Raw genomic sequence first — 26,692 nt, 5'->3', positions numbered from 1 at the left:
CCATGCTGGAGCTTCGCGCCCTTTCGCTCGACCGCGGCGGCCAGGCGGTGCTGGACGGCATCGACCTCAGCATCGGCGCGGGCGAGTTCGTGGGCCTGCTTGGTCCGAACGGCGCCGGCAAGACCACGCTTCTGCGCGCGGCGCTGGGGCTCTTGCCGGCGCGGGGCCATTCCTCGCTGGCAAGGCTTTCGGTGCGCGAGCGCGCCCGCGCCGCCGCCTATATGCCGCAGGGCCGCGAGATCGCCTGGCCGATGCCGGTCGAGGCGCTGGTGGCGCTTGGCCGCATCGCGCATCCGCATTCCGCCAGCGCAGAAGACCGCGCCGCGATCGAGCGCGCCATCGCGGCGCTGCACCTGAGCCCCTTGCGCCACCGCCGCGCCACCGAATTGTCGGGGGGCGAGCAGGCCCGCACCCTGATCGCCCGCGCGCTCGCCCAGGAAACCCCGCTGCTGATCGCCGACGAGCCCATCGCGGGCCTCGACCCGGCCGCGCAGATCGACGCGATGCGGCTGTTTTCCCGGCTGGCCGACCGGGGTCATGCGGTGCTGGCCTCGCTGCACGACCTAGGGCTGGCGGCGCGGCATTGCACGCGGCTCGTCATGCTGCACCAGGGCCGGATCGCCGCCGACGGCCCGCCCCAGGCGGTGCTGACCGCCGAAAACCTCGCCCGCGTCTTCGGCATCACCGCCCATCTGGCGCAGGGCCCCGGCGGCATCCTGTTCCAGCCGCTCGGCACCATTGAGGGAGAGGACCGATGACCGACATGCTGGCGGACCGGCTGGGCACGCTGATGACCGATACCGGGGCGGGATGGTCCATGGGCTCCTTCGGGGCCATCGCCGAGTTCCACCATGTCGCGGGCGATCCGCCGCCGCAGCCGCTGGAGGGCTGCGGCATCGTCACCGAACGCGGAGGGGTGCGGCTGGACGACCTGGCCGACCTGACCCCCATCGCCTGGGAGGCGCTGAGCCCGCGCCCGCATCGCTGGCAGCAGGGCGTCTCGCTCTGCCTGCCCGAGGGGCGGCTGGGCACGGCGCGGCGCCGGGTGCTGACCGAGCTTGGCCCCGATGCGGGCGCGCTGCGCGACCAGGATCGCGGGGCGGTGCTGTTCGACCTGGGCCTGGACCAGCCGCAGGTGGATTTCTGCATCCGCAGCGACGATCCGGTGCTGGTCACACGGCTGCGGGCGGAATGCGGCCGCTCGGTCCTCGACCCGGAAAGCCGCGCCATGGCGGCGATCCTGCCCGCCCATCCGCATCGCGTGGCACTGACCCGCATCGGGCGCATCGAGGTCTGGCAGAAGATCGGCGGGCCCGATACCGGCGGCATCTCGCCCGTCGGGCCGCATACGCATATCCTGCCGCAGCTTTTGCGCACCGGCCGCACCCATTCGGCGAATACGCCGATCCCGCCCGGGCTGGTGCCGGTCGCCGGGCTGCATCCGACCAGCCCGGTCATGGACAGCCTGGGCCAGGACCGCGATTTCGACGCCACCGCCTTTGCCGATTTCCAGGCCATGCTGGCCGATTGGGGCGATGCCGAACGCCATGCTCTGAAGGCACGGGTCTGGGCGGCGCTGGAAGCGGGCGAGCCGCCCTCGGCCCTGGCCGAGCCCGGCGACCGCCATGCCCGCGCCGCGCTGCGCATCGCGCTGCGCCAGGCCGAACGCCGGGACGGACCCTCGGCGCTGCTGTCGCAATGGCGCGCGGCTTTCGACCGCGACGCGGCGCCCGCGGATCAGGACGCACCCGGCCACTGACCGCCGCAAAGGCGGGGCGGGCCGCCGCCTGGCCCTGACGGCGCTTTTTTCATCCCCGCGGCGGTCGGTGCCGCCCTGGTCAAGGGCGGCGGTTCCGGCCTGGCTTGGGCCCGAGGGAAAGGGGCGAGGCCGAAGCCCCGCCCCGCAAGGCCGATTACTGCCAGGACTTCAGCAGCTCGTCATAGGAGATCGTCTCGCCCTGCGGCTTTTCGTTCTCCAGCGGGCCGACGGGCGAGCCCTCGGCGGCCAGCCATTCCTGCGGATCCTTTTCCTCGTTCATCTTGGGGCCCAGGTCGCCCTGCACGCCGGCGCGCTCCAGCCGCTCCAGCACCCGCTCCTGCTCGGCGCAAAGCGCGTCCAGCGCCTCTTGCGGGGTCTTGGCACCGGAAAGCGCGTCGCCGATGTTCTGCCACCAGAGCTGCGCAAGCTTCGGATAATCGGGGATATTGGTGCCGGTCGGCGACCATTGCACGCGGGCGGGCGAGCGATAGAACTCGACCAGCCCGCCAAGCTGCGGCGCGCGTTCGGTAAAGGACTGGTCCTGGATCGTCGATTCGCGGATGAAGGTCAGCCCGACATGGGATTTCTTCACGTCCACGGTCTTCGAGGTCACGAATTGCGCGTAAAGCCAGGCGGCCTGCGCGCGATCCACCGGCGTCGATTTCATCAGCGTCCAGGAGCCCACGTCCTGATAGCCGATCTTGGTGCCCTCGGACCAATAGGCGCCGTGCGGGCTGGGCGCCATGCGCCATTTCGGCGTGCCGTCCTCGTTCATCACCGGCGTGCCGGGCTTGACCATATCGGCGGTGAAGGCGGTGTACCAGAACATCTGCTGGGCGATATCGCCGCGCGCCGGGACCGGCCCCGCCTCGCCGAAGGTCATGCCCATGGCCTCGGGCGGAGTGTATTTCTTGAGCCAGTCGATGGCCTTGGTCACGGCATAGACCGCCGCCGCGTCGTTGGTCGCCCCGCCCCGCGCCACGCAGGAACCGACGGGGCGCGAGTTCTCGTCGACGCGGATGCCCCATTCGTCGACCGGCAGCCCGTTCGGCTCGCCCTTGTCGCCCATGCCGGCCATGGACATCCAGGCATCGGTATAGCGCCAGCCGAGGCTGGGATCCTTCTTGCCGTAATCCATGTTGCCCCAGGCCCTGGTCGGGCCGCCCTCGACATAGGACATGTCGCGGCCGGTGAAGAACTCGGCGATGTCCTCATAGGCCGACCAGTTGACCGGCACGCCCAGGTCGTAGCCGTATTTCGCCTTGAAATCCTCCTGGGTCTTCGGGTCGTTGAACCAGTCGTAGCGGAACCAGTAGAGGTTGGCGAATTGCTGGTCGGGCAGCTGGTAGAGCTCGCCGTCCGGGGCGGTGGTGAACTCCAGCCCGATGAAATCGTCAAGGTCCAGCGTCGGGCTGGTGAAATCCTTGCCCTCCTCCTCCATCCACCTGGTCAGGCTGCGCGCCTGCTGATAACGCCAATGCGTGCCGATCAGGTCGCTGTCGTTGACATAGGCGTCATAGATGTTCTCGCCGGTCTGCATCTGGGTCTGCAGCTTCTCGACCACGTCGCCCTCGCCGATCAGGTCGTGGGTGACCCGGATGCCGGTGATGGCGGTGAAGGCCGGCGCCAGCACCTTGGCCTCGTATTCATGCGTGGTGATGGTTTCCGAGACCACCTTGATCTCCATCCCCGCCAGCGGCTGCGCGGCGTCGATGAACCATTGCATCTCCTTTTCCTGGTCCTCGCGCGAAAGCGAGGACAGATCGCCGATCTCGGCGTCAAGGAACCTCTTGGCCGCCTCCATGTCCGCCCAGGCGGGCGCGCCCATGACCATCAGCGCAAGCGCCATGGCCGTGGTCCTTTGCATCGGTCTCATGTTTTCCTCCCTGATGAGACACCGTTTCCCGATCCCCGTCAGACCCAGCGGAACACCGCCGCGGCATAAACGAGGCAGAGCGCGAGCCCCCACCACAGCGGCGGGCCTGCGAAGAACAGCCAGCCCAGGCAGATGAAGGCCGAGCCGAGAAGCGAGATGAACAACCGGTCGCCGCGCGTCGTCTCGATGCGCAGGATGCCGCGGCGCGGGGTTTCCGGAAAGCGGATGGCCAGGATGGTGAACAAGACCAGCAGGCTGGCGATCACCCAGAAGAACAGCGCCACCGGAAAGGTCCAGGCCATCCAGCCGCCGGGAACCATCGGGCCGGTCCAGTCCCTGGCCCCGTCCCTGACCGGCGTGGCCAAGACCAGCAGGCCCAGGATCGCGCCCATCAGCAGGGCGGCCCCGGCATAGATCGCCGGCCAGGCGATGCGCTTGTGCGTCGGGATGGCGGCGTCGGACATCAGACCCTCCCCAGGGCAAAGCCCTTGGCGATGTAGTTGCGCACGAACCAGATGACCAAGGCGCCGGGAATGATGGTCAGCCCCCCCGCCGCCGCCAGCACGCCCCAATCCATGCCGCTTGCGGAAACCGTGCGCGTCATCGTCGCCGCGATGGGCTTGGCATTCACCGAGGTCAGCGTGCGCGACAAGAGCAGCTCGACCCAGCTGAACATGAAGCAGAAGAAGGCCGCGACCCCGATCCCGCTGGCGATCAGCGGCATGAAGATCCTGACGAAGAAGCGCGGGAAGCTGTAGCCGTCGATATAGGCGGTCTCGTCGATCTCCTTCGGGACGCCGCGCATGAAGCCTTCCAGGATCCAGACCGCCAGCGGCACGTTGAACAGGCAATGCGCCAGCGCCACCGCGATATGCGTGTCGAAAAGCCCGACCGAGGAATAAAGCTGGAAGAAGGGCAGCGCAAAGACCGCCGGCGGCGACATGCGGTTGGTCAAGAGCCAGAAGAACAGGTGCTTGTCGCCCATGAAGCTGTAGCGGCTGAAGGCATAGGCGGCGGGCAGCGCCACGGCGACGGAAATCACCGTGTTCATCACCACGTAGATGATCGAGTTCACATAGCCCATGTACCAGCTGGGATCGGTCAGGATCACCCGATAGTTCCGCAGGGTCAGGTTGTGCGGATAAAGGCTGAAGGTGCCGGTGATCTCGGCATTGGTCTTGAGGCTCATGTTGACCAGCCAGTAGATCGGCACCAGCAGGAACAGCAGGTAGATCAGCATCACCAGGGCCGAGGGCTTCACGCGCATCACATGCCCTCCGGGATGTCGTCCTGGCGGCGGTCGATATTGGTCATGACGGTGTAGAACACCCAGCTGACCAGCAGGATCACCAGGAAATACATGATCGAGAAGGCGGCGGCGGGACCGAGGTCGAACTGCCCCACCGCCATCTTCACCAGGTCGATGGACAGGAAGGTGGTCGAGTTGCCGGGCCCGCCGCCGGTGACGACGAAGGGCTCGGTATAGATCATGAAGCTGTCCATGAAGCGCAGCAGCACGGCGATCAGCAGCACGCCCTTCATCTTGGGCAGCTCGATGTAGCGAAACACCGCCCAGCGGCTGGCCTGGTCGATCCGGGCGGCCTGGTAATAGGCCTGCGGGATGGATTGCAGACCGGCATAGCAGAGCAGCGCGACCAGGCTGGTCCAGTGCCAGACATCCATGACGATCACGGTGATCCAGGCGTCGATCGGATCATTCGTGTAGTTGTAGTCCAGCCCCAGCGCCTTGAGCCCCCGCCCCAGCAGGCCGATGTCGGTGCGGCCGAAGATCTGCCAGATCGTGCCCACGACATTGAAGGGGATCAGCAGGGGCAGCGCCATCAGCACCAGCACCAGGCTGGACCAGAAGCCCTTCTTGGGCATGTTCAGCGCCACGAAGATGCCCAGCGGCACCTCGATGGCCAGGATGATGGCGGAGAACAGCGCCTGCCGTCCCAGCGCCCCGTGCAGGCGGCGGGAATGCACCATCTCGTCGAACCATTCGAGCCCCGCCCAGAAGAAGGCGTTGTTGCCGAACGTGTCGTTCACCGAATAGTTCACCACCGTCATCAGCGGGATCACCGCCGAAAAGGCGACCACGACCAGCACCGGCAGGACCAGAAACCAGGCCTTGTTGTTCTGGGTCTTTTCCATCAGCCGGCCCCCTCATCCAGCGGCGCGACGCGCCAGTCGTCGGCATAGACGTTGATCTTGCCCGGCGCGAAGGCGACCTGCGGCAGGCCCTCGACCGGCAGGCCCTCGGGCATGACCACGTTCAGCGGCCGGCCCGCCACCTCGCCGCGCACCAGCCGATGCCGGCCCACGTCCTCGATGCGGCGGATGGTCAGGGCCAGCCCGCCGCCGGCCACCAGCCTGGCATGTTCGGGGCGGATGCCGATCTGCACCCGGCCCGCGACCGGGGGATAATGCGCCCCCAGCGCCACCGCCTCGCCGCCGGGCAGCAGGGCGCGGTCGCCCTGCAGCGCGGCATCGAGGAAGTTCATGCCGGGCGAGCCGATGAAATAGCCCACGAAGGTATGGGCGGGCTTTTCGAACAGTTCCTCGGGCGTGCCCATCTGCACCACGCGGCCCTCATGCATGACCACGACCTGCTGGGCAAAGGTCAGCGCCTCGGTCTGGTCGTGGGTGACGTAGATCATGGTATGGCCGAACTGGCGGTGCAGTTCCTTGAGCTGGGTGCGCAGTTCCCATTTCATCTGCGGGTCGATGACGGTCAGCGGCTCGTCGAACAGGATCGCGTTCACGTCCTCGCGCACCATGCCGCGCCCCAGGCTGATCTTCTGCTTGGCATCGGCGGTCAGGCCCTGCGCCTTGCGGTTCAGCCATGCCTCCATGCCGATCATGCGGGCGATCTGGTCCACCCGCGCCTTGACATAGGCGGCGTCCTTGCCGCGGTTCCTCAGCGGGAAGGCCAGGTTGTCGCGCACCGTCATGGTGTCGTAGACCACCGGGAACTGGAACACCTGGGCGATGTTGCGCTCGGCCGTGGGGGCCGCGGTCACGTCGCGCTCGCCAAACAGCACCCGGCCCTGGCTGGGGGTCAGAAGCCCCGAGATGATGTTCAGAAGCGTGGTCTTGCCGCAGCCCGAGGCGCCCAGCAGCGCATAGGCGCCGCCATCCTGCCAGACATGGTCCATCTGCTTGAGCGCGTAATCCGCCTCGGACCGGGGATGGGGAAGGTAGCTGTGGGCCAGGTTCTGCAGGGAGATCCGCGCCATGTCAGGCCGCCCTCGCATAGGCGGCCGGAGCGGCAAGCCGCCCGGACGCGTCGAACAGATAGACATGCGCCGGGTCCAGCCAGACCGTCAGCGGCTGGCCGGGGGTCAAGGGATGCACGCCCTCGACCAGCCCGACCCAGCGGTCGGCGCCATGCTCGACATGGACGAAGGTTTCCGAGCCGGTGATCTCGGTCCCGACGAGCGTGCAGGCGAAAGCAACCGCCGCCGTTCCGTGCCGGGCCAGCGACAGGTGGTTGGCGCGGAACCCGGCCAGATAGGCGCCGTCGGCCAGGTCGGCGAAACCGCCCGAAGCCAGCGCGCTGTCGCCGAAGCTGACGGCATCGCCCTGCTTGCGGGCGGCGACGAAATTCATCGGCGGGTCGCTGAACACCCGCGCCGTGGTCGCATCGACCGGCTGGCGATAGACCGTGGGCGTCGGGCCGAACTGCGTCACCCGGCCCTGCCACAGCGTCGCGGTATGGCCGCCCAAGAGCAGCGCCTCCTCGGGCTCGGTGGTGGCATAGACGAAGATCGCGCCCGACGCCTCGAAGATGCGCGGGATCTCGATCCGCAGCTCTTCCCGCAGCTTGTAGTCGAGATTCGCCAGCGGCTCGTCCAGCAGCACCAGCCCGGCGCCCTTGACCAGCGCGCGGGCCAGGGCGCAGCGTTGCTGCTGGCCGCCCGAAAGCTCCAGCGGCTTGCGCGCCAGCATCGGCGTCAGGCGCAGCATCTCGGCGGTCTCGCGCACCTTGCGGTCGATCTCGTCCCGCGGCCGGCGCAGGATGCGCAGGGGCGAGGCGATGTTTTCATAGACCGAAAGGCCGGGATAGTTGATGAATTGCTGATAGACCATGGCGATGCCGCGGTCCTGCACCCGCTGGCCGGTCACGTCCCGCCCGTCCCAGAGGATGCGGCCGGTCGTCGGCTGGTCCAGCCCCGCCATCAGCCGCATCAGGCTGGTCTTGCCCGACAGCGTCGGCCCCAGCAGCACGTTCATGCTGCCCCTTTGCAAGGTCAGGCTGGTGGGATGGATATGCGCCCGGCCGCCGACCGACCGCGATACGCCCTGCAAGTCCAGCACGGCCCGTCCTCCCCCTATTCCGCTGCCGAATGGGCGGCGTGGTGCCGGTCCACGAAGGCCTCCAGCTCGCGGCGCTGCGCCTCGGTCATGTGCAGGCCCAGCTTGGTGCGGCGCCACAGGATGTCCTCGGCGGTCTGGGCGAATTCATGGCGGATCAACCACATCACCTCGGCCTCGGTCAGCCCGGCGCCGAAATCGCGGCCCAGATCCCCGAGGCTTGCGGCGCCATCGAGCAGCAGGAAGGACTCGGTGCCGTAGCTGCGCACCAGCCGGCGCGACAGCCGTGGCGACAGGAAGGGATGGCGCGCCTGCAACTGCGCGACCAGGGCCTCGACCCCGTCCACCGGGAAATCGCCGCCCGGCAGCGGCACCCGCGCGGTCCAGTCCCCGCCCGCCTGCGGAAAGAAGGGTGCGAGCCTGGCCAGCGCGCCCTCGGCCAGCCGGCGATAGGTGGTGATCTTGCCGCCGAAGACATTGAGCAGCGGCGCCCCGCCCGCCTCGCCATCCTGCAGGCTGAGGACATAGTCCCGCGTCGCCGCCGTGGCCGATTTGGCACCATCGTCGTAAAGCGGCCGCACCCCGGAATAGGTCCAGACCACCTGGTCGGGCGTCACCGGGCGGGCGAAATAGCGGCTGGCGAAGGCGCAGAGATAGTCGCGCTCTTCCTCGGTGCAGCGCGCCTCGCCGGGGGGGCCGCGATGGTCCATGTCGGTGGTGCCGATCAGGGTGAAATCTTCCTCGAAGGGAATCGCGAAGATGATCCGCCCGTCCGTGCCCTGGAAGAAATAGCAGCGGTCGTGGTCGTAAAGCTGCGGCACGACGATATGGCTGCCGCGCACCAGCCGCACGCCCTCGGCCGAGGGGATATGCGCGACGTTGCGGATCACGTCCTCGACCCAGGGCCCGCCGGCATTGACCAGCGCGCGGGCGTGGTGGATGCGCGTGCCCCCCGGCCCCTCGGTGGTGATGCGCCACAGCCCGTCCGCGCGCTCGGCACGGGTGACGCGGGTGCGGGTCAGGATGGTGGCGCCGCGCGCCCGCGCATCGCGGGCGTTCAGCACCACCAGACGCGAATCCTGCACCCAGCAATCGGAATATTCCCAGCCCAGCCGAAAGCCCGGCTTCAGCGGCAGGCCCAGCGGATCGCGGGACAGGTCCAGCCGCCTGGTTCCCGGCAGGATCTTGCGCCCGCCCAGGTTGTCGTAAAGGAACAGCCCCAGCCGGATCAGCCAGGCCGGCCGGCGGCCGCGCAGCCAGGGCATGGTCCAGGACAGGATGCGCGAGGTCGGCGTGTCGGCCTCGAAGCGCATGTCGGGCGACCAGGGCAGCACGAAGCGCATCGGCCAGGAGATATGCGGCATCGCGGCCAGCAGGGTCTCGCGCTCCTCCAGCGCCTCGCGCACCAGGCGGAATTCGAAGAACTCCAGATAGCGCAGCCCGCCATGGAACAGCTTGGTCGATGCCGAGGAGGTCGCCTGCGCCAGGTCGCCCATCTCGGCCAGCGTGACCGAAAGCCCGCGCCCCGCCGCGTCGCGCGCGATGCCGCAGCCGTTGATTCCACCGCCGATGATGAAAAGGTCGGCCTGGGGCCGCGTTGGTGCCGGCACGCCGATCCCTCCCCGTCGCTGCGCGTCCGTCGATAGCCGAAAGGTGTAACGGCTTCGTGACTCCGGTCAAGCGAAAATTTTCGCTTATGATCGTTTTTACGATAAACGAATGAATATCTGCGGCAATGCAGCATGATACGCGGCGAAATATTGCGCTTGCAGCAAGGAATCGGCGATGGAATGCGCGGTTTTTCCTGCAGGGTCGCGCAGGCAGGCGCCCATCAGCCACCAGGAACGAACTGAAACGAACGTTTTAGAATCATACGGCCGCAGCAACCGCAGGTAGAAAGGCATTTTCACGCCCGCGCACGGCCCTTTCACCCGGCCCGACGTTGCCGCAATGCAGCAACAATGCCGGCGATGCGGCAAAGTGACGCCGTTTTGCCAGCGCCGGGCTTGGTCTTGCCGGGAAAATCTGGCAAGGACGGCGCATCCTAGAACAAGGGCCGACCAGATGAACAGCCAATCCGTCATAGAAACCGGGGGTCAGGTGGCCACGCTGACCCATCTTCAGCGGCTTGAAGCCGAAAGCATCCAGATCATGCGCGAGGTCGTGGCAACGGCCGACAATCCGGTGATGCTCTATTCGGTGGGCAAGGATTCGGCCTGCATGCTGCATCTGGCGAAGAAGGCATTCTACCCGGCCCCGCCACCCTTCCCGCTTCTGCACGTGGATACCACCTGGAAGTTCCGCGCCATGTACGAGCTGCGCGACCGCGCCGCGGCGCAGGCGGGCATGGAGCTGATCGTCCACCACAACCCCGAGGCGATGGAAAAGGGCATCAACCCCTTCGACCACGGCAGCCTGCATACCGACATGTGGAAGACCGACGGTCTGAAGCAGGCGCTGAGCCAATACAACTTCGACGTGGCCTTCGGCGGCGCCCGCCGCGACGAGGAGAAATCGCGCGCCAAGGAGCGGGTGTTCTCGTTCCGCTCGGCCAACCACCGCTGGGATCCCAAGAACCAGCGCCCCGAGCTGTGGAAGCTTTACAACACCCGCAAGGGCAAGGGCGAATCGATCCGGGTCTTCCCGCTGTCGAACTGGACCGAGCTGGACATCTGGCAGTATATCCACCTGGAAAACATCGACATCGTGCCCTTGTATTTCTCGGACCTGCGGCCGGTGGTGGAACGCGACGGCCTGCTGATCATGGTCGACGACGACCGCTTCCGCCTGCGCGACGGCGAGCAGCCGATGATGAAATCGGTGCGCTTCCGCACGCTGGGCTGCTATCCGCTGACCGGCGCGGTGGAATCGAACGCCAAGACCCTGCCCGAGGTCATCCAGGAAATGCTGCTGACCACCACGTCCGAGCGGCAGGGCCGCGCCATCGACCACGACCAGTCGGCCTCGATGGAGAAAAAGAAGCAAGAGGGGTATTTCTGAGATGAACCACGAGATGAAGAACCCCGTCTATGTCACGGACACGCTGATCGCCGAGGACATCAACGCCTATCTGCTGAAGCACCAGCACAAGACCATGCTGCGCTTCATCACCTGCGGTTCGGTCGATGACGGCAAGTCCACGCTGATCGGCCGGTTGCTCTATGACAGCAAGATGATCTTCGAGGACCAGCTTGCCAGCCTGGAAAGCGATTCCAAGGCCGTGGGCACCCAGGGCGGCGAGATCGACTTCGCCCTGCTGGTCGACGGCCTGGCCGCCGAGCGCGAACAGGGCATCACCATCGACGTGGCCTATCGCTTTTTCGCCACCGACAAGCGCAAGTTCATCGTCGCCGACACGCCCGGCCATGAGCAATACACCCGCAACATGGTCACAGGTGCCTCGACCGCCGACCTTGCGGTGATCCTGATCGACGCGCGCCAGGGCGTGCTGACCCAGACCCGGCGGCACAGCTATCTGGTGAACCTGCTGGGCATCCAGAACGTGGTGCTGGCGGTGAACAAGATGGACCTGGTCGATTACTCGGCCGAGCGGTTCTACGACATCGTCGCGGATTATTCGCATTTCGCCAAGCAGATCGGCATGGACAGCTTCCTGCCGATCCCGATCTCGGGGCTCAAGGGCGACAATATCGTCAGCCACAGCGACAACATGCACTGGTATCAGGGCCCGACGCTGCTGGGCCATCTGGAAGAGGCGCCGGTCAGCGACACGCGCATGCTGGACCAGCCCTTCCGCATGGCGGTGCAATGGGTGAACCGGCCGAACCTGGATTTCCGCGGCTTTGCCGGCCAGATCGGCGCGGGCATGGTGCGGCCGGGCGACGCGATCCGGGTGCTGCCCTCGGGCAAGACCACCACGGTCAAGTCCATCGTCACCTATGACGGCGAGCTGGACCTGGCCGTTGCCGGCCAGTCGGTGACGCTGACCTTCGCCGACGAGATCGACTGCTCGCGCGGCGACGTGATCGTGCAATCCGACCAGCCCTGCGAGGTCGCCGACCAGTTCGAGGCCACGCTGGTCTGGATGGCCGAGCAGGAGATGCTGCCGGGCCGCCCCTACCTGCTGAAGATCGGCACCCAGACCGTCACCGCGACCGTCACCGAGCCGAAATACGAGGTCAATGTCAACACGCTGGAGCATCTGGCCAGCAAGACGCTGGGGCTGAATGCGATCGGCGTGGTGAACATCTCGACCGACCGGCCGATCCCCTTCGAGGCCTATGCCCAGAACCCCGACCTGGGCGGCTTCATCCTGATCGACCGCATGACCAATGCCACGGTGGCGGCGGGCATGATCCATTTCGCCCTGCGCCGGTCGCAGAACATCCACTGGCAGGCGCTGGACGTGAACCGCGATGCCCATGCGGCGCTGAAGAACCAGAAGCCCGCCGTGGTCTGGTTCACCGGCCTGTCGGGCTCGGGCAAGTCGACCATCGCCAATATCGTCGAGAAAAAGCTGCATGCCCTGGGCAAGCACACCTTCCTGCTGGACGGCGACAACATCCGCCACGGGCTGAACCGCGACCTTGGCTTCACCGATGCCGACCGGGTGGAAAACATCCGCCGCGTGGGCGAGGTGGCGCGGCTGATGACCGATGCCGGGCTGATCGTGCTGACCGCCTTCATCTCGCCCTTCCGCTCGGAGCGGCAGATGGTGCGCGACCTGATGGCGCCGGGCGAGTTCGTCGAGGTCTTCGTCGACACGCCGCTGGAGGTGGCCGAGGCACGCGATGTCAAAGGGCTGTATAAAAAGGCGCGGTCGGGCCAGCTGAAGAACTTCACCGGCATCGACAGCCCCTATGAGCAGCCGCAGAATGCCGAGCTGACCGTGAACACCGTCGAGCTGACGCCCGAGGACGCGGCCGAGCGTATCGTGCAATACGTGCTGCGCGAGATGAGCTGACGCCCCGCCCCTGCGTGGATGAGACAAAAGAACGGCGGCCGGGTTGCGGCCGCCGTTCGCATGCCGGGGTCGGGCTTTTCCAAGCGGCGGCGTCAGGCCGTTTCCGCCAGCGCCCGCGGCCTTGGCCCGCCGGTGGCCCAGTCGAGCAGTTCGGCCGTATGGACGACCGGCACCCCGGTGCCCGAGCCGATCTGCATCATGCAGCCGATATTGCCGGCGCTGATGACCTGCGGGGTCAGCGCCTCCAGCGTCTCGACCTTGCGGCGCTTCAGTTCGGCCGAGATCGCCGGCTGCATCAGGTTGTAGGTGCCGGCCGAGCCGCAGCAGATATGCGCATCCCTGGGCTCCAGCACGGTGAAGCCGGCGGCGGCCAGCAATTCCTTGGGCGTCGCGCGGATCTGCTGGCCGTGCTGCAACGAGCAGGCGGCATGATAGCCGACGCGCAAGGGCTCGGCATGGCCGGGTTCGCGCAGGCCCAGATCGGCCATGACCTCGGTGATGTCCCTGGCCAAGGCCGCGACCCGCGCGGCATCCGCGGCCAGCGGGTCATGCGCGAACATATGCCCGTAATCCTTGACCGTGGTGCCGCAGCCCGAGGTGTTGATGACCACCGCGTCCAGCCCCTCGCCCGCGACCTCGGCCATCAGCGCGCGGATATTGGCGGCCGCCATGGCGTGGCTTTCGTCGGTCTTGCCCATGTGATGGGTCAGCGCACCGCAGCAGCCCAGGCCGCGCGGGATCACCACCTCGCAGCCGTGCCGGCGCAAGAGGCGGATGGTCGCGTCGTTGATGTCGGTGTTCAGCGCCCTTTGCGCGCAGCCGATCAGCAGCGCCACCCGCTTGCGGCGCGGCCCCTCGGCGGCAAAGACCTGCGGGCGGTCGTTCAGGCTGGGCGGGGGAATGTCCCTCGGCGCCATGTCCAGCATCGCCCGCAGCCGCGCATCCGGCACGAGCCGCCGAAACGGTCGCGCCAGCTTCGCGCCCATCAGCGCCAGCCGGAAACGGCCCGGATAGGGCAGGATGCGCGCCAGAAGCCAGCGCAGCGCCCGCTCGCCCAGGGGGCGGCGATAGGTCTTTTCGATATATTCGCGGGCGTGATCGACCAGATGCATGTAATGCACGCCCGAGGGGCAGGTGGTCATGCAGGAAAGGCAGCTGAGGCAGCGGTCGATATGACCGACGGTCTTGGCGTCGGGGATCTTGCCGTTCTCCAGCATGTCCTTGATCAGGTAGATGCGGCCGCGCGGGCTGTCCAGCTCGTCGCCCAGCACCTTGTAGGTCGGGCAGGTCGCGGTGCAAAAGCCGCAATGGACGCAGCTGCGCAGGATCTCGTTGGCGCGGGCGGTGCCGGGGTCGGCCAGTTGCTGGGGCGTGAAATTGGTCTGCATGTCACTGATCCATCAGGCCGGGATTGAGGATGCCGGCGGGGTCGAACCTCTGGCGCAGCCCGGCCGAAAGCCGGGCGACGGCCGGGGCCTCGGGCGGGAAGGCCGGGCCGGTAAGCCCGCCGCGTCGGATCAGCGTGGCATGGGGCGCGACCTGCCGCACCGCCTGCGCGCTGCCCGGCCCGCAATACCAGACCAGCCCGCCGCCCCAGTCGAGCGACACCTCTCCGCCAAGCGCCTGCAAGGCCCGCGCCGTGGCGGGAGCGTCGCTGGGCTTGACCAGCACCCGCCAGAGCGGCGCGTCCGTGCCGGCGAAATGCGCCAGATCGCGCAGCTCGCGCCACAGGGCCTGGGTGGCCTCGGCATCCAGAAGCTCGGCCTCGCGCGGTGCCAGAAGCGCCAGCAGCCGGTCGCGGCGATAGTCCATCTGCGGCCCCAGCCCCTCGACCCGCAGCCAGGCGGTGCCGTCGCGGAAGGCCGCGCCCGAGACCTCGAAAGGGGTCGCCAGCGCGGCCGAGAAGATCGCCACCGCCTCCTCGACCGTGACGCCGTGAAAGCCCAGCGTGCAGCGGTCGGGCAGATGCGGCAGGGTCTTCAGCGCCACTTCGGTCAGGACGCCCAGCGTGCCATGCGCGCCGCAAAAGAGCTTGCCCAGATCGAGGCCGGTGACGTTCTTCATCACGCGGCCGCCGTTCTTCAGCACCCTGCCCTGCCCGTCGACGAAGCGCAGGCCCAGCAGATGGTCGCGGCAGGCCCCGGCCAGCAGCCGGCGCGGACCGCTGGCATTGGCCGCGACCACGCCGCCGATGGTCGGCGTGCCGCCCTGGCCCAGAACGCCGCGCATGTCGGCGGGCTCGAAGGCCAGCGCCTGGCCCTCGGCGGCCAGCATCGCCTGGATCTGGTCCAAGGGCGTGCCGGCGCGGGCGATCAGCGTCATCTCGCCCGGCTCATAGGTCACGACGCCCGAGATCGCGGCGGTAGACAGGGTGTCGCCCGGCACGGCGCCGGTCTCGACCCGCGTGCCGCCGCCGGCAAGGCGCAGCGGCTGGCGGGCGGCGAAACGCTCGGCGATCAGGGCGCCAAGCTCGGCCTCGCTGGCGGGGTTCAGCCCCGCGCGGCTGGGGGTCTCGGGGATCATCGGGTGGCTGCCTCCTCGCGCCAGGGTTGGCTTGCGTCCAGCGGAAAGACCTTGGCCGGATTGAGCAGCCAGCGCGGGTCGAAAACATCCTTGACCGCCATCTGGATTTCCAGGTCGGGGCCGTCATATTGCTTGCCCATCAGGTCGCGCTTTTCGATGCCCACGCCATGCTCGCCGGTCAGGCAGCCGCCGACATCGACGCAAAGCCGCAGGATGTCGTTGCCGAAAGCCTCGGCGCGTTCCAGGTCGCCGGGCTTGTTGGCATTGAACAGGATCAGCGGGTGCATGTTGCCGTCACCGGCGTGAAAGACGTTCGCGACCTCCAGCCCGTGCTGGCGCGAGAGTTCCCCGATCATCTTCAGCGTATAGGGCAGCTGCCCCACCGGCACCGTGCCGTCCAGGCAAATGTAATCGCCCAGCCGGCCCATGGCGCCAAAGGCCGATTTGCGGCCCTTCCAGATCGCCATGGCCTCATCGGCATTGCGGCTTTCGCGGAACTCGACCGGGTTCAGGGCACCCGCGATCTCGCGGATGCGGGCGATCTGGTGGTCGATCTCGGCCGGAGAGCCCTCGACCTCGACGATCAGCACCGCGGCGCAATCGGGATAGCCGGCATGGGCAAAGGCCTCGACCGCGCGCAGGCAGACATCGTCCATGTATTCGATGGCGACCGGCAGCACGCCCGAGCGGATGATCCGCGCCACGCATTCCCCCGCCACCTCGGCGCCGTCGAAGCCGATCAGCACCGGCCGCGCACCCTCGGGCCGCGGCAGGATGCGCAGGGTGGCTTCGGTCACGATGCCGAGCTGGCCCTCCGAGCCGCAGAGCAGCCCCATCAGGTCCAAGCCCGTCGGCCCCATTTCCGGCCCGCCCAGCTCGACCACCTCGCCGGTGGGCAGGACCACCGTGGCGCCCATCAGGTTGTTGGTGGTCACGCCGTATTTCAGGCAATGCGCCCCGCCCGAGTTCATCGCGATATTGCCGGCGATGGTGCAGGCCAACTGCGAGGACGGGTCGGGCGCATAGAAGAAGCCATGCGGCTCCAACTCGGCGCTGACCGAAAGATTGGTCACGCCGGTCTGCACGCGGATGAAGCGGTTCTGGGTGTCGATCTCCAGCACCTCGCGCAGCCGCAGGGTGGCGATGATGACGCTGTCCGCGGTGGGCAGCGCCCCCCCGGCCAGCGAGGTGCCCGCGCCGCGCGGCACCACCGGCACGCGCATTTCGTGGCAGATGCGCATGGCGGCGGCGACCTCTTCGGTGGTGCGCGGCAGCACCACGGCCAAGGGCGGGCAGCGATAGGCGGTCAGCGCATCGCATTCATAGGCCCGCGTCTCCTCGGGATCCCAGATCACGGCATCCTCGGGCAGGACGTCGCGCAGGGCCGCGACGATCTGCGGCAGGCGCGCAAGGATGCCCGCATCGGGCTGGGGCATGGCGATACCGGACAAGCTCTCCTCCCTTCGTGGCGGGGCCGTCCCCTGCCCCTGCATTCTTGGTATTATTTTCAGACCACATTAGTCAATCGGTATTTTTCTGGACCATCATGCGGGATTTGTGCTTACATGGCCGCGATCCGGCAAAACCGCATGAGCGCCCATGACCAACGCTTCCGTAAAATCCGAACGCGCCGCCGAGGCCGTGGCCCAGCATCTCGAATCGCTGATCCTGGAAGGGTCGCTGCGCCCGGACGAGCGGCTCTTGCCCGAGCGCGAGCTGGCCGAGCGGCTGAACGTCTCGCGCTCGACCCTGCGCGACGGGCTGAAGATCCTGGAGGAACGCGGGCTGCTGACCAGCGCCGGCGGGCGCGGCAGCCGGGTGGCGGCCCTGGGCCAGGCCGCGATCACCGATCCGCTGATCGCCATGCTGGTCCGCCATGCCGAGGCGGCCGACGATTACCTGGAGTTCCGCGGCATCGTCGAAAGCGCGGCAGCAGGGCTGGCGGCAGAGCGCGCGACCGAGGTGGAGCTGGCACGCATCCGCGACTGCCTCGGGCGCATGGACCGCGCCCATGCCCGCGCCGATACCAAGGAGGAGGCCGAGGCGGATGCCGAATTGCACCTGCTGATCTATGAGGCCAGCCACAACCTGACGCTTTTGCAGATCATGCAGGCGCTGGCAGGGGTCTTGCGCTCGGACGTGATCCAGAACCGCAGCCGGCTGTTCGCGGTGCCGGCCATCCGCGAATTGCTGCGCCAGCAGCACCGCGCCATCGCCGAAGCGATCCTTGCCCGCGATGCGGAAGCCGCGCGGCAGGCGGCGTGCGAACATATCCGTTATCTGCGCCAAGCCAGCCGCGAGATCCGCGAGGCCGAGGCGCGGCTGGACCTGTCGCTGCGCCGGCTGAACGGCGGCGGCGCTGGAACGCGCGCGGCTGGCGCGAAAGCCGCCCCCGCCGCAGAGGGCTAGCCGGCAGGAAAAAGGCCGGGACGGTGCCCGGCCTTTCGATTGCGCGTCAGTCCAGGCTGACGTTTGCGTCGCGGACCACCGGCTCCCATTTCGCCATCTCGGCCTGGACATGCTCGGCCAATTCCTCGGGGGTCGAGGCGACGATGGTGGCCGAGAACTCCTGCATCCGCTCGGCGACGGCCGGGTCGGCCATGGCCACCAGCGCGGCCTTGTTCAGCGCCTCGACAACCTCGGGCGGCGTGCCGGCCGGGGCGAAAAGCGCGTTCCAAGTATAAGTCTCGTATCCCGGCAGGGTCTCGGCAATGGCCGGGATGTCGGGGAAGCTGGGCGCGCGTTCCGCCGTGGTCACGCCAAGCGCCCGCAGCTTGCCCGAGGCGATATGACCCGAGGCCGAGGGCAGGTTGTCGAAGATGATCGGCACCTGGTTGCCCAGCACATCGGTCAGCGCCGGCCCCGAACCCTTGTAGGGGATATGGGTCAGGTCGATCCCGGCCATGGCCTTGAACAGCTCGCCCGACAGGTGCAGCGGCGTGCCGTTGCCGGACGAGGCATAGGCCAAGGGCTCGGACTTGGACAGGTCGATCAGCTCCTGCACGGTGTTGACCGGCAGTTCCGGGTTCACCGCCAGCACGTTCGGCACCAGCACCAGCAGCGAGACGGGCGCGAAATCCGCGACCGGGTCATAGGGTTTCTGCTTCAGGATCAGCGGGTTCAGCGCATGGGTGGCGACGGTCGCCATCAGGATCGTATAGCCATCGGGATCGGCCTTGGCGACCTGGGCCGCGCCCAGGCTGCCGCCCGCCCCGCCGACGTTCTGCACGATGACCTGCTGGCCCAGCTCCTGGCTCATGCGGTCGGCGACGATACGGCCGACCACGTCGGTCGAGCCGCCGGCGGCAAAGGGGATGACCAAGGTGATCGGGCGGTCCGGGTATTCGGCGGCGGCGGCCCCGGCCAGGCCAAGCGCCACGGCAGCGCCCAGCAGCAGCCGGCGGGTGATGGATGCGGTCATGGTTTCCTCCCAGTTGAATGTTCAGGCGTCGCTTTCGGTAAAGACCTCGTCCCGCCGCTTGCGGATCTGCGGCATGAAGACCAGCACCAGCACCACCAGCGACATCGCCAGCAGCGTGGCGCTGATCGGACGGGTCAGGAAGGTCGTGGGATCGCCGCGCGACAGGATCATCGCCCGGCGCAGGTTTTCCTCGAGCAGCGGGCCGAGGACGAAGCCCAGCAGCAAGGGCGCCGGCTCGCAGCGCAGCTTGGACATGACATAGCCGAGCAGGCCGAAGAAGGCGACGGCGAACAGGTCGTAGCTGTTCGAGTTCACCGAATAGACCCCGATCGAACACATGGCCATGATGATCGGGAACAGCACGTAGTAAGGCACGGTCAGCAGCTTCACCCACAGCCCGATCAGCGGCAGGTTCAGCACCACCAGCATCAGGTTGCCGATCCACATGCTGGCGATGATGCCCCAGAACAGCGCGGGTTGCTCGCTGACCACGTTCGGCCCCGGCACGATGCCCTGGATGATCATCGCGCCGATCATCAGCGCCATCACCGGGTTCGCCGGGATGCCCAGGGTCAGGAGCGGGATGAAGCTGGTCTGCGCCCCGGCATTGTTGGCGCTTTCCGGCCCGGCGACCCCGGCCAGCGCGCCCTTGCCGAACTCCTCGGGGTGGCGGGAGACCTTCTTCTCGATCGTGTAGCTGGCAAAGCTGGCCAGGATCGCCCCGCCCCCCGGCAGGATGCCCAGGACCGAGCCGATGCCGGTGCCGCGCAGGACCGGGCCGATCATCTGGCGCAGCTCCTGGCCCGTGGGGAACAGCCGGTTGATGTTCTTGGTCATGACCTGGCGGTCATGCTCGTCCTCGAGGTTGCGCAGGATCTCGGCGATGCCGAAGACCCCCACGGCGACGGCGACGAAGTTCAACCCGTCGGCGAATTGCGTGATCCCCATCGTGAAGCGCGGGGCGCCGGTATAGATATCGGTGCCGACCATGCCCAGAAGCAGGCCCAGCACCACCATGGCCAGCGCCTTCAGCACCGAGCCATGCGCCAGCGCCACAGACATCACCAGGCCCAGCACCATCAGGCTGAAATACTCGGCCGCGCCGAATTTCAGCGCCACCGCGGTCAGCGGCGGGGCGAACAGCGCCACCAGGAAGGTCGAGACCGAGCCGGCGAAGAACGATCCCAGCGCCGCCAGCGCCAGCGCGGTGCCGGCCTTGCCCCTGCGGGCCATCTGGTAGCCGTCGATGGCGGTGACGGCCGACGAGCTTTCGCCCGGCATGTTGATCAGGATCGCCGTGGTCGAGCCGCCGTATTGCGCGCCGTAATAAATGCCGGCCAGCATGATGAGCGAGCTGACGGGCTCGAGCTGGAAGGTGATCGGCAAGAGCATGGCGATGGTCGCCGTGGCGCCAATGCCGGGCAGCACGCCGATCAGCGTGCCGAGCATGACCCCGATCAGGCAGAAGGCCAGGTTCGCCAGCGAGGAGGCGACCGAAAAGCCGAGCGCGAGATTGCTGAAAAGTTCCATCGCGCCCTCACATGCCCAGCCAGGGGCCGAAGCGCCGGAAGGGCAGGCCAAGGCCGTAGCTGAAGATCAGCGTGGACAGAATCGTCACCGCCACCGCCAGGATCAGCGCCGCCAGCGGCCGCATCCGCATCGAGGCCTGCGAGGCGATCAGCGTGGTGAAGAACAGCGCCGGCACGAAGCCGAGGCCGCGCACCGTCAGGCCAAAGAAGATCGGCGCCGGCAGGATGAACAGCAGCCCGCGCCAGGCGACCTTGCCGAAGGGCTCGTCATCCTCGCGCCCGAAGGATCTCAGCAGGATGATCAGCCCCAGGACGAACAGAAGCCCGGACAGGACCATCGGGAAATATCCCGGCCCCATCCGCAGCGAAGTGCCGATTTCCAGCCCGGCCGTGTGCCAGCCGAAGAATCCCGCCGCCGCCATCATCGAAAGCCCGGCGACGATGTCGGTGGTATCCTTGGGTTTTGCGGACATGCGTTCCTCCCCCCGATTGACGGGCCCCGCCGCAAGGGGCGGGGCCGCTTTCCGTTTCAGTCGGCATAGACGCCGGCGGCCTCGATCACCGGCTTCCAGCGGGCGATCTCGGATTCCAGCTTGGCCTTGAGCGCGGCCGGCGTGGCGTTTTCCGCCGGCTCGGGCGCGGTGCCCAGGTCGGCCATCGCCTTGGCGACACCCTCGTCGGCCAGCGCGACCTGCAGGGCCTGCGACAGCCGCTCGGTCACTTCGGCCGGCGTGCCCTTGGGGGCATAGATGCCGTGCCAGATGCCGAACTCCATCGTCTCGACGCCGCCTTCCTTGGCGGTGGGCAGGTCGGGGAACAGGTCCAGCCGCTCGGGCGAGGTCACGGCATAGGCCTTGATCGTGCCGCCCTTGATCTGCTGGGTGGTGTTGGTGGTCTGGTCGCACATGATGTCGGTCTGCCCGCCCAGCAGGTCGGTCATCGCCGGGCCGGTGCCCTTGTAGGGGACCGTCACCAAGGGTGCCTCCAGCGCCTGCATCAGCAGCATGCCGCACAGGTGGCTGGCCGCGCCGATGCCGGCATTGGCCAGCGTCAGCTTGTCGGCATTGGCCTTGACGTAATCCTTGAAGGCGGTGAAATCGGCGGGCTCGAAATCCTTGCGCGCCGTCACCACCATCGGCACCTCCGTCACCAGCCCGACATATTCGAAGGCGTTCAGCGTGTCATAGGGCAGGTTGCGGTAAAGCGTGTCCGATGTCGCCATGCCGATATGGTGCAAAAGCACGGTATAGCCGTCCGGCTCGGCCTTGGCGACATTGGCCGCGCCCAGCGTGCCGCCGGCGCCGCCGATATTCTCGACGATGATCTGCTGGCCCAGATCGGCCGACATGCGCTCGGCCACCATGCGCGCGACCGTATCGGTCGGACCGCCGGCCGAGAACGGCACGACCATGGTGATCTGGCGCTGCGGCCAGTCCTGCGCGAATGCCGGCGCGGCCAGCAATGTCGCGGCGCAAAGCGCGCCCAGAAGCTTTGGATAAGCCATGTTCCCTCCCCAAGGATATTCCGGCCGCCTCCCTCCCGGCGCGGCCACCGGGTGAAGCCTGCGGCGGGCCGGACCACGGCACAAATCAAAAACGCGGCCCATGCGGCGCATATTGCCGCAATACGACGGAAATGGGTGGAAAAGGGAACATTGCCTGGCTGGAGTGGGTGGATTTCCACCCATTTCCGGTCAACCCGGCTCGTCTTCGGCGGAATCCAGGATCAGCCGGCGGTCGAGACCGTATTTCTGCATCTTCTCGTAAAGCGTCTTGCGCGAGATGCCCAGCGTCTCGTAGACCGGGCGCAGCTTGCCGTCATGGGCGGCGATGGCGCCGGCGATCAGGCTGCGCTCGAAGGCCGCCACGCGGTCGGCCAGGCGCGCACCCTGGGCGGTACCAAGCTCGACCCCTTCCAGCCCCAGCACGAAACGCTCGGCCAGGTTGCGCAATTCGCGCACGTTGCCCGGCCATTCCCGTGCGGCTAGGCCGGACAGGAAGGCGGCGGGCGCCTCGCGCTCGGGCCGGTTGTGGCGGGCGGCCGCCTCGCGCAAGAGTTGCAGGAACAGCAGCGGAATGTCCTCGCGCCGGGCGGACAGCGGCGGGACGTGCAGCACGGCGACATTCAGCCGCCAGAACAGATCCTCGCGAAAGCGGCCCTGGGCGACCAGTTCCTCCAGATCGGCCTTGCTGACGGCGACGAAGCGCACGTCCAGCGCCACCGGGTCGTTCGAGCCGAGCCGGGTGATCGTGCGTTCCTGCAGCACCCGCAACAGCTTGGCCTGCAATTCCAGCGGCATCGAGCCGATCTCGTCCAGCAGGATCGTGCCGCCGCGCGCATGTTCGAACTTGCCGTATCGCGGCCGCAGCGCGCCGGGAAAGGCGCCGACCTCATGGCCGAACAGCTCGGATTCGATCAGCGCCTCGGGCAGGGCGGCGCAGTTGATGGCGATGAAGGGCCGCCCCGCGCGGGCCGAGATGTCGTGCAGCGTGCGCGCCACCACCTCCTTGCCGGCGCCGGTCGGGCCGATCACCAGCGCATCGGCATCCGAGGCGCCGATGGCGCGCAGCCGATAGCGCAGGTCGACCATGACCTGGGTGCGGCCGGGCAGCCGCGCCTCGACATCGTCGCGCTTGCCGGCGACGGCGCGCAGGCGGCGGTTCTCCAGCACCAGCCCGCGATGGTCGATGGCGCGGCGGATCACCGTGGCCAGTTCCTGCACCACGAAGGGCTTTTCGATGAAGTCATAGGCGCCACCGCGGATCGCCTCGACCGCCAGCGGCACCTCGGCATGGCCGGTGACCAGGATCACCGGGATCTCGGGATCGATCTCGTGCAGCCGGCCCAGCAGGGTCATGCCGTCCATGCCCGGCATGCGGATGTCGCTGACCACCGCGCCGGCAAAGCCCGGCCCGGCCAGCGCCAGCGCCTCTTCGCCCGAGGCCAGCGGCTCGACGGCAAAGCCCGCCAGCTCCAGCGCCTGCGCGGTCGAACTGCGCATCTGCTCGTCATCCTCGACCAGAAGCACGCGCCGGGTCATGCGGCGGCCTCGGCCGGGACGGCGGCGGGCAGGGTCACGCAGAACTCGGCGCCGGGGTCCATGTTGCGGCAGGCGATCTCGCCGCCGAAATCGCGCACGATATTGGCGGTGATCGACAGGCCCAGGCCCAGCCCCGCCCCCATGCCCTTGGTGGTGAAGAACGGGTCGAAGATGCGCGCGGCGATGGCATCGGGCACGCCGGGGCCGCGGTCGCGGATGCGGATGGCGACGCGCCCGCCCTCGGCCCGCGCCAAAAGCGTGATGCGGCGATCCGCGCCGCCCTCGACCGCATCGGCGGCATTGGTGATCAGGTTCACCAGCACCTGCTGCAAGCGCGTCGGCCCTGCCCGCAGCGGCGGCAGGTCGGCGGGCACATCCACATCCAGCACCGCGTCGCTGCTGGCCAGCCGGGCGGCGACGATGGTGCGCGTCTCCTCCAGCAGCCCGGCCAGCACCACCGCGCCCAGCACATCGTCGGGCTTGCGCGCGGCATGGCGCAGGTGCTTGCCGATGGCGGCCATCCGGTCCACCAGCGCCAGGATCTGCGCGATGTTTTCGCGCGCGCGGGTCAGGTCGCCGCGCTCGATCAGGATGGCGGCGCTGTCGGCATAGTTGCGCGCCGCCGCCAGCGGCTGGTTGATCTCGTGCGAAAGCGAGGCCGACATCTGCCCCAGCGCCGCCAGCTTGCCGACCTGCACCAGGCTGGCCTGGGCGGCGCGCAGCTCGGCCTCGGTGGCGCGGCGCTCGGCGATCTCCTGTTCAAGCTGGCTGTTGACCCGCGCCAGGTCGGCGGTGCGCTCGACCACGCGGCGCTCCAGTTCCGCCGTTGCGGCCAGGCGATCGGCGATGCGCGCCCGACGCTGGCGCCACATCATCAGCCCGATTCCCGCGACCGCGATCAGCAGCATGAGGCTCAGCACCGCCAGCCGCGCCTCGGCCCGCAGCTCGGCGCTGTCCAGCAGCACATGCACGGTCCAGCCCGCCCCCGGCATCTCCTCGGAGGCGGCGATATAGTCGTGGCTGCGCTGGGGCCCTTCTGCAAGGGCGGGCGGCAGGCGGAACACCGGCGCGCCGTGCAGCTCCAGCCGCTCAACCGGCAATTCGGCCAGCGGCGTGCCGGCATAACGGCGCGATGATTCGGTGCGCGCCAGCCGTTCCGGCGTCAGCGGCCGGATGCTGTGGTAAAGCCAGCTGGGTTCCGAGGACAGGAAGGCCGTGCCCTCGGGATCGGTCACCAGCACGCGATACTGGTTGCCGCGCCAGGAGGCCTCGATCCGGTCCACGCCGATCTTGACCGCGACGACGGCGCTGATCCGGCCGGTCTCGTCCGCGACCGGGGCCGAGAAGAAATAGCCCCGCACGCCGGACGTGGTGCCGATGCCGTAGAACCGCCCCTGTCCGCCCGCCATGGCGTCGATGACATAGGGCCGGTAGCTGAAATTCTGCCCGACGAAACTGGCCGGGCCCTGATAGCCGGAATGGGCGATGGTCTCGCCATCGGGCAGGATCAGGTAGATGTCCGAGGCCTGCACCGCCTCGTTCTGCTCGGCCAGCCAGCGGTTCGTCTGCTGCCGCAGCGCGGCATTGCCGGGATCGGCGGCAAGCTCTCGGATCAGGTCCAGGTCGGCGACCAGTTGCGGCACCACCTCATAGCGCGCCAGGTCGGCATTGAGCGCGTTCACCGTCAGCCGCAGCGCGGTCGTGGCGCGGGCATGCCCTTCGCGGAAGTAATGCTGATGGGCAAGCTGCGCGCCCAGCCACAGGACGGCCGCCACGCAGGCCAGGCAGGACAGGACCAGCGGCCAGCGGCGCGGCCGCGGGTCTATGCGCATCCGAACCGGCGCATCCAAGGCATGCCTTCCTTCCCGCTCTCTCTCTCTCTCTCCCTGCGGCGGAATCTGACAGCAAGGCCGGCTGCGCGCAACCGGCCTCGTGCCAGGGTCAGGACAGCGCCCGGCGCACCGCCGCCCGGCCCGCCAGCGCGGCATAGGCGGCGCCCGCGACCAGGAAGGTCGCCGGCGCCGACAGCGAGGCCGCCGTGCCGCCGGCGAAATGCAGCGCGAGCCCCGCACCCGAGGCCAGCAGCCAGGCCCCCAGCCCCGCCGGATTGACCGCGCGCGCATCCGCCAGGTCGGCGTCGCCGGCGCCGGCGCCGCGATCCGTCGCGATATGGACCAGCGCGATGCCGACCCAGGCCACGACGAAGATGCCCTGATAGGCCAGCGCCTGCAGGATATAGGCAAAGACATCGGCCAGCATCAGCGCATAGGCGATGGCGCCGACCACGCAGGCCCAGACCCATTTCGGCAGGTGCAGCCGGAAGGCGGTCTCGGCAAAGCTCTCCATGTTCACCGCGGCGAGGTAATAGTTCGCGGTGTTGATCCGGGTCTGCGAGATCCAGACGAAGGCGAGGCCCGCCACGCCCATCAGCTGCACCAGCGCGAAGACGACCGAGACCTCGGAGACCCCGCCCTCGGTCGGCAGGCTGGCAGCCAGGAAGATGCCGACAAGGCCGTTGAGCAGGAAGGCCACGGCATAGAAGGGCGCGCCGAAGTTGATAATGGCGTGGAAGCGCGCATCCTCGGGCCGGCCGAAGCGGGCATAGTCATAGGTGAACATCATCAGGATCCAGACGCCCATATAGGCGGTGAAGCAGTCCCACCAGCCGCCGGCGGGCGCGCCGCCCTGTGGCCCAAGGTTCAGCCAGGCGTCCGAATAGCCGTATTCCGCCACCGCCAGCACCACCGCCGCGACCAGCCCCAGCAGGTAGAAGGGCAAAAGCACGCCGTTGAACTTGTCCAGCCAGTTCTGGATCGAGCCGAAGATCAGCGCCACCGAATAGACCGCCACCACCAGCGCTGCCAGCGGATAGGAGATGCCGGCATATTCCCGCAGGGCGACGGCGATCACCGAGCCCTCGAACACCGCGTAATAGATGGCGGTGGCAAAGAAGATCAGCGTCGCCACCGCCGCCCCGCTGCGGCCCAGCAGGAGGCGCGAGAACAGCGAGACGCTGAGCCCGGTGCGGATCGCGTGCCGCACCAGCACCGCGTTCACCGCCGCATAGGCGATGACCGACAGCACCAGCCCGATGATGGCGTTCCTTGCGCCATAGGCCAGCGCCAGCGAGGCGGCGATGACCAGATAGAACATGGCCGAGCAGACCGACCACCAGGCCATGGTCAGCGGCAGCCGGCCCATGCGCTGGTCGCGCGGCACCGGCCGGTCCGAAAATTCCAGTTCTTCCGAATTGTCCAAAGATCCAGCCATGGCTGAAGCTCCCTGTTTTGGTTCTTGTGATTG

The 26,692-nt window shown here is 68.0% G+C and carries 23 protein-coding genes; 5 read left to right on the top strand and 18 right to left on the bottom strand.

What is annotated here, in order from left to right; translation table 11 throughout:
• Window positions 1-2 precede the first annotated feature (2 nt).
• Together ACDP63_RS00855 and ACDP63_RS00850 are read left to right on the top strand one after the other, a co-directional pair.
• Window positions 3-758 carry an ABC transporter ATP-binding protein gene (locus ACDP63_RS00855; protein ID WP_114669112.1) on the top strand — a complete coding sequence of 252 codons (756 nt, stop codon included), beginning with the start codon at window positions 3-5 and terminating at the stop codon, window positions 756-758.
• Window positions 755-1,759, top strand: coding sequence for a DUF6925 family protein (locus tag ACDP63_RS00850; protein WP_409927629.1), 1,005 nt, complete (start codon window positions 755-757; stop codon window positions 1,757-1,759). Before ACDP63_RS00855 ends, ACDP63_RS00850 begins: the two co-directional genes overlap by 4 nt.
• 154 nt (window positions 1,760-1,913) lie before the next feature.
• On the opposite strand, the gene ACDP63_RS00845 is transcribed toward ACDP63_RS00850, so the two are convergent.
• The 8 genes from ACDP63_RS00845 to ACDP63_RS00810 all read right to left on the bottom strand — a co-directional run bounded on the left by ACDP63_RS00845 (window position 1,914) and on the right by ACDP63_RS00810 (window position 10,036).
• Window positions 1,914-3,635, bottom strand: coding sequence for an ABC transporter substrate-binding protein (locus tag ACDP63_RS00845; protein WP_024842566.1), 1,722 nt, complete (start codon window positions 3,633-3,635; stop codon window positions 1,914-1,916).
• 38 nt (window positions 3,636-3,673) lie between these two features.
• A complete protein-coding gene (locus ACDP63_RS00840; protein ID WP_024842565.1) occupies window positions 3,674-4,099 on the bottom strand; it encodes a DUF2160 domain-containing protein in 426 nt (141 codons plus the stop codon).
• A complete protein-coding gene (locus ACDP63_RS00835; RefSeq protein ID WP_409927628.1) occupies window positions 4,099-4,902 on the bottom strand; it encodes a carbohydrate ABC transporter permease in 804 nt (267 codons plus the stop codon). Before ACDP63_RS00835 ends, ACDP63_RS00840 begins: the two co-directional genes overlap by 1 nt.
• A complete protein-coding gene (locus ACDP63_RS00830; RefSeq protein ID WP_024842563.1) occupies window positions 4,902-5,789 on the bottom strand; it encodes a carbohydrate ABC transporter permease in 888 nt (295 codons plus the stop codon). The genes ACDP63_RS00835 and ACDP63_RS00830 overlap by 1 nt, the downstream gene beginning before the upstream one ends.
• Window positions 5,789-6,874, bottom strand: a complete 1,086-nt coding sequence (locus ACDP63_RS00825; protein WP_024842562.1) for an ABC transporter ATP-binding protein — start codon at window positions 6,872-6,874, stop codon at window positions 5,789-5,791. Before ACDP63_RS00825 ends, ACDP63_RS00830 begins: the two co-directional genes overlap by 1 nt.
• 1 nt (window position 6,875) lies before the next feature.
• A complete protein-coding gene (locus ACDP63_RS00820; RefSeq protein ID WP_024842561.1) occupies window positions 6,876-7,955 on the bottom strand; it encodes an ABC transporter ATP-binding protein in 1,080 nt (359 codons plus the stop codon).
• Window positions 7,956-7,969: 14 nt separating this feature from the next.
• On the bottom strand, window positions 7,970-9,562 hold the full coding sequence (gene glpD, locus ACDP63_RS00815) for a glycerol-3-phosphate dehydrogenase (RefSeq protein WP_024842560.1): 1,593 nt from the start codon (window positions 9,560-9,562) through the stop codon (window positions 7,970-7,972).
• 96 nt (window positions 9,563-9,658) lie between these two features.
• Complete coding sequence (locus ACDP63_RS00810; protein WP_147277954.1) at window positions 9,659-10,036, bottom strand: hypothetical protein; 378 nt, start codon at window positions 10,034-10,036, stop codon at window positions 9,659-9,661.
• Between ACDP63_RS00810 and cysD the strand changes: the two genes are divergently transcribed.
• Complete coding sequence (gene cysD / locus ACDP63_RS00805) at window positions 10,017-10,952, top strand: sulfate adenylyltransferase subunit CysD (RefSeq protein ID WP_024842559.1); 936 nt, start codon at window positions 10,017-10,019, stop codon at window positions 10,950-10,952. The two genes, ACDP63_RS00810 and cysD, sit on opposite strands and share 20 nt — an antisense overlap.
• Before the next feature lies 1 nt (window position 10,953).
• Window positions 10,954-12,876 carry a sulfate adenylyltransferase subunit CysN gene (gene cysN / locus ACDP63_RS00800; RefSeq protein WP_024842558.1) on the top strand — a complete coding sequence of 641 codons (1,923 nt, stop codon included), beginning with the start codon at window positions 10,954-10,956 and terminating at the stop codon, window positions 12,874-12,876.
• A gap of 92 nt (window positions 12,877-12,968) precedes the next feature.
• Here cysN and glcF read toward each other — a convergent pair whose 3' ends face one another.
• From glcF to ACDP63_RS00785, 3 genes are read right to left on the bottom strand one after another with little or no spacing between them, the layout of a single operon-like run.
• Window positions 12,969-14,264, bottom strand: a complete 1,296-nt coding sequence (gene glcF / locus ACDP63_RS00795; RefSeq protein ID WP_024842557.1) for a glycolate oxidase subunit GlcF — start codon at window positions 14,262-14,264, stop codon at window positions 12,969-12,971.
• Between the two features lies 1 nt (window position 14,265).
• Window positions 14,266-15,399, bottom strand: coding sequence for an FAD-binding protein (locus ACDP63_RS00790; protein ID WP_024842556.1), 1,134 nt, complete (start codon window positions 15,397-15,399; stop codon window positions 14,266-14,268).
• Window positions 15,396-16,835: an FAD-linked oxidase C-terminal domain-containing protein gene (locus ACDP63_RS00785; RefSeq protein WP_374326936.1), complete on the bottom strand. Its 1,440-nt coding sequence runs from the start codon at window positions 16,833-16,835 to the stop codon at window positions 15,396-15,398. The genes ACDP63_RS00790 and ACDP63_RS00785 overlap by 4 nt, the downstream gene beginning before the upstream one ends.
• A 163-nt stretch (window positions 16,836-16,998) precedes the next feature.
• On the opposite strand from ACDP63_RS00785, the gene ACDP63_RS00780 reads away from it, so the two are divergent.
• Window positions 16,999-17,808, top strand: a complete 810-nt coding sequence (locus tag ACDP63_RS00780) for a FadR/GntR family transcriptional regulator (RefSeq protein ID WP_024842554.1) — start codon at window positions 16,999-17,001, stop codon at window positions 17,806-17,808.
• A 46-nt stretch (window positions 17,809-17,854) separates the two neighbouring features.
• Here ACDP63_RS00780 and ACDP63_RS00775 read toward each other — a convergent pair whose 3' ends face one another.
• The 7 genes from ACDP63_RS00775 to ACDP63_RS00745 all read right to left on the bottom strand — a co-directional run bounded on the left by ACDP63_RS00775 (window position 17,855) and on the right by ACDP63_RS00745 (window position 26,659).
• Entirely contained in the window at window positions 17,855-18,820 is a 966-nt protein-coding gene (locus tag ACDP63_RS00775; protein ID WP_024842553.1) for a Bug family tripartite tricarboxylate transporter substrate binding protein, read from the bottom strand.
• Between the two features lie 21 nt (window positions 18,821-18,841).
• Window positions 18,842-20,350 carry a tripartite tricarboxylate transporter permease gene (locus tag ACDP63_RS00770; RefSeq protein ID WP_024842552.1) on the bottom strand — a complete coding sequence of 503 codons (1,509 nt, stop codon included), beginning with the start codon at window positions 20,348-20,350 and terminating at the stop codon, window positions 18,842-18,844.
• A 7-nt stretch (window positions 20,351-20,357) separates the two neighbouring features.
• A complete protein-coding gene (locus tag ACDP63_RS00765) occupies window positions 20,358-20,822 on the bottom strand; it encodes a tripartite tricarboxylate transporter TctB family protein (RefSeq protein WP_024842551.1) in 465 nt (154 codons plus the stop codon).
• A gap of 56 nt (window positions 20,823-20,878) precedes the next feature.
• Window positions 20,879-21,853 carry a tripartite tricarboxylate transporter substrate-binding protein gene (locus ACDP63_RS00760; protein WP_024842550.1) on the bottom strand — a complete coding sequence of 325 codons (975 nt, stop codon included), beginning with the start codon at window positions 21,851-21,853 and terminating at the stop codon, window positions 20,879-20,881.
• A gap of 189 nt (window positions 21,854-22,042) precedes the next feature.
• Complete coding sequence (locus ACDP63_RS00755; protein WP_024842549.1) at window positions 22,043-23,389, bottom strand: sigma-54-dependent transcriptional regulator; 1,347 nt, start codon at window positions 23,387-23,389, stop codon at window positions 22,043-22,045.
• Window positions 23,386-25,239 carry an ATP-binding protein gene (locus tag ACDP63_RS00750; protein ID WP_231486561.1) on the bottom strand — a complete coding sequence of 618 codons (1,854 nt, stop codon included), beginning with the start codon at window positions 25,237-25,239 and terminating at the stop codon, window positions 23,386-23,388. The genes ACDP63_RS00755 and ACDP63_RS00750 overlap by 4 nt, the downstream gene beginning before the upstream one ends.
• A 91-nt stretch (window positions 25,240-25,330) precedes the next feature.
• Window positions 25,331-26,659, bottom strand: coding sequence for a purine-cytosine permease family protein (locus ACDP63_RS00745; protein ID WP_024842547.1), 1,329 nt, complete (start codon window positions 26,657-26,659; stop codon window positions 25,331-25,333).
• Window positions 26,660-26,692 lie beyond the last annotated feature (33 nt).

This window comes from Paracoccus sp. P2, assembly GCF_046335115.1.
GTDB classification, from domain to species: Bacteria; Pseudomonadota; Alphaproteobacteria; order Rhodobacterales; family Rhodobacteraceae; genus Paracoccus; species Paracoccus pantotrophus.
The sequence above is the reverse complement of the archived record's forward strand: the minus strand, read 5'-3'. Positions and strand labels throughout refer to the sequence as shown.

What these genes read in the sequence shown, in the direction of transcription:
- ACDP63_RS00760 (WP_024842550.1), bottom strand. Translation starts at nt 21,853, where the DNA reads ATGGCTTATCCAAAGCTTCTGGGCGCGCTTTGCGCCGCGACATTGCTG.
- cysD (WP_024842559.1), top strand. Translation starts at nt 10,017, where the DNA reads ATGAACAGCCAATCCGTCATAGAAACCGGGGGTCAGGTGGCCACGCTG.
- ACDP63_RS00775 (WP_024842553.1), bottom strand. Translation starts at nt 18,820, where the DNA reads ATGACCGCATCCATCACCCGCCGGCTGCTGCTGGGCGCTGCCGTGGCG.
- cysN (WP_024842558.1), top strand. Translation starts at nt 10,954, where the DNA reads ATGAACCACGAGATGAAGAACCCCGTCTATGTCACGGACACGCTGATC.
- glcF (WP_024842557.1), bottom strand. Translation starts at nt 14,264, where the DNA reads ATGCAGACCAATTTCACGCCCCAGCAACTGGCCGACCCCGGCACCGCC.
- ACDP63_RS00780 (WP_024842554.1), top strand. Translation starts at nt 16,999, where the DNA reads ATGACCAACGCTTCCGTAAAATCCGAACGCGCCGCCGAGGCCGTGGCC.
- ACDP63_RS00850 (WP_409927629.1), top strand. Translation starts at nt 755, where the DNA reads ATGACCGACATGCTGGCGGACCGGCTGGGCACGCTGATGACCGATACC.
- ACDP63_RS00840 (WP_024842565.1), bottom strand. Translation starts at nt 4,099, where the DNA reads ATGTCCGACGCCGCCATCCCGACGCACAAGCGCATCGCCTGGCCGGCG.
- ACDP63_RS00790 (WP_024842556.1), bottom strand. Translation starts at nt 15,399, where the DNA reads ATGATCCCCGAGACCCCCAGCCGCGCGGGGCTGAACCCCGCCAGCGAG.
- ACDP63_RS00830 (WP_024842563.1), bottom strand. Translation starts at nt 5,789, where the DNA reads ATGGAAAAGACCCAGAACAACAAGGCCTGGTTTCTGGTCCTGCCGGTG.
- ACDP63_RS00855 (WP_114669112.1), top strand. Translation starts at nt 3, where the DNA reads ATGCTGGAGCTTCGCGCCCTTTCGCTCGACCGCGGCGGCCAGGCGGTG.
- ACDP63_RS00755 (WP_024842549.1), bottom strand. Translation starts at nt 23,389, where the DNA reads ATGACCCGGCGCGTGCTTCTGGTCGAGGATGACGAGCAGATGCGCAGT.
- ACDP63_RS00845 (WP_024842566.1), bottom strand. Translation starts at nt 3,635, where the DNA reads ATGAGACCGATGCAAAGGACCACGGCCATGGCGCTTGCGCTGATGGTC.
- ACDP63_RS00770 (WP_024842552.1), bottom strand. Translation starts at nt 20,350, where the DNA reads ATGGAACTTTTCAGCAATCTCGCGCTCGGCTTTTCGGTCGCCTCCTCG.
- ACDP63_RS00835 (WP_409927628.1), bottom strand. Translation starts at nt 4,902, where the DNA reads ATGCGCGTGAAGCCCTCGGCCCTGGTGATGCTGATCTACCTGCTGTTC.
- ACDP63_RS00810 (WP_147277954.1), bottom strand. Translation starts at nt 10,036, where the DNA reads ATGACGGATTGGCTGTTCATCTGGTCGGCCCTTGTTCTAGGATGCGCC.
- ACDP63_RS00825 (WP_024842562.1), bottom strand. Translation starts at nt 6,874, where the DNA reads ATGGCGCGGATCTCCCTGCAGAACCTGGCCCACAGCTACCTTCCCCAT.
- ACDP63_RS00785 (WP_374326936.1), bottom strand. Translation starts at nt 16,835, where the DNA reads ATGCCCCAGCCCGATGCGGGCATCCTTGCGCGCCTGCCGCAGATCGTC.
- ACDP63_RS00765 (WP_024842551.1), bottom strand. Translation starts at nt 20,822, where the DNA reads ATGTCCGCAAAACCCAAGGATACCACCGACATCGTCGCCGGGCTTTCG.
- ACDP63_RS00745 (WP_024842547.1), bottom strand. Translation starts at nt 26,659, where the DNA reads ATGGCTGGATCTTTGGACAATTCGGAAGAACTGGAATTTTCGGACCGG.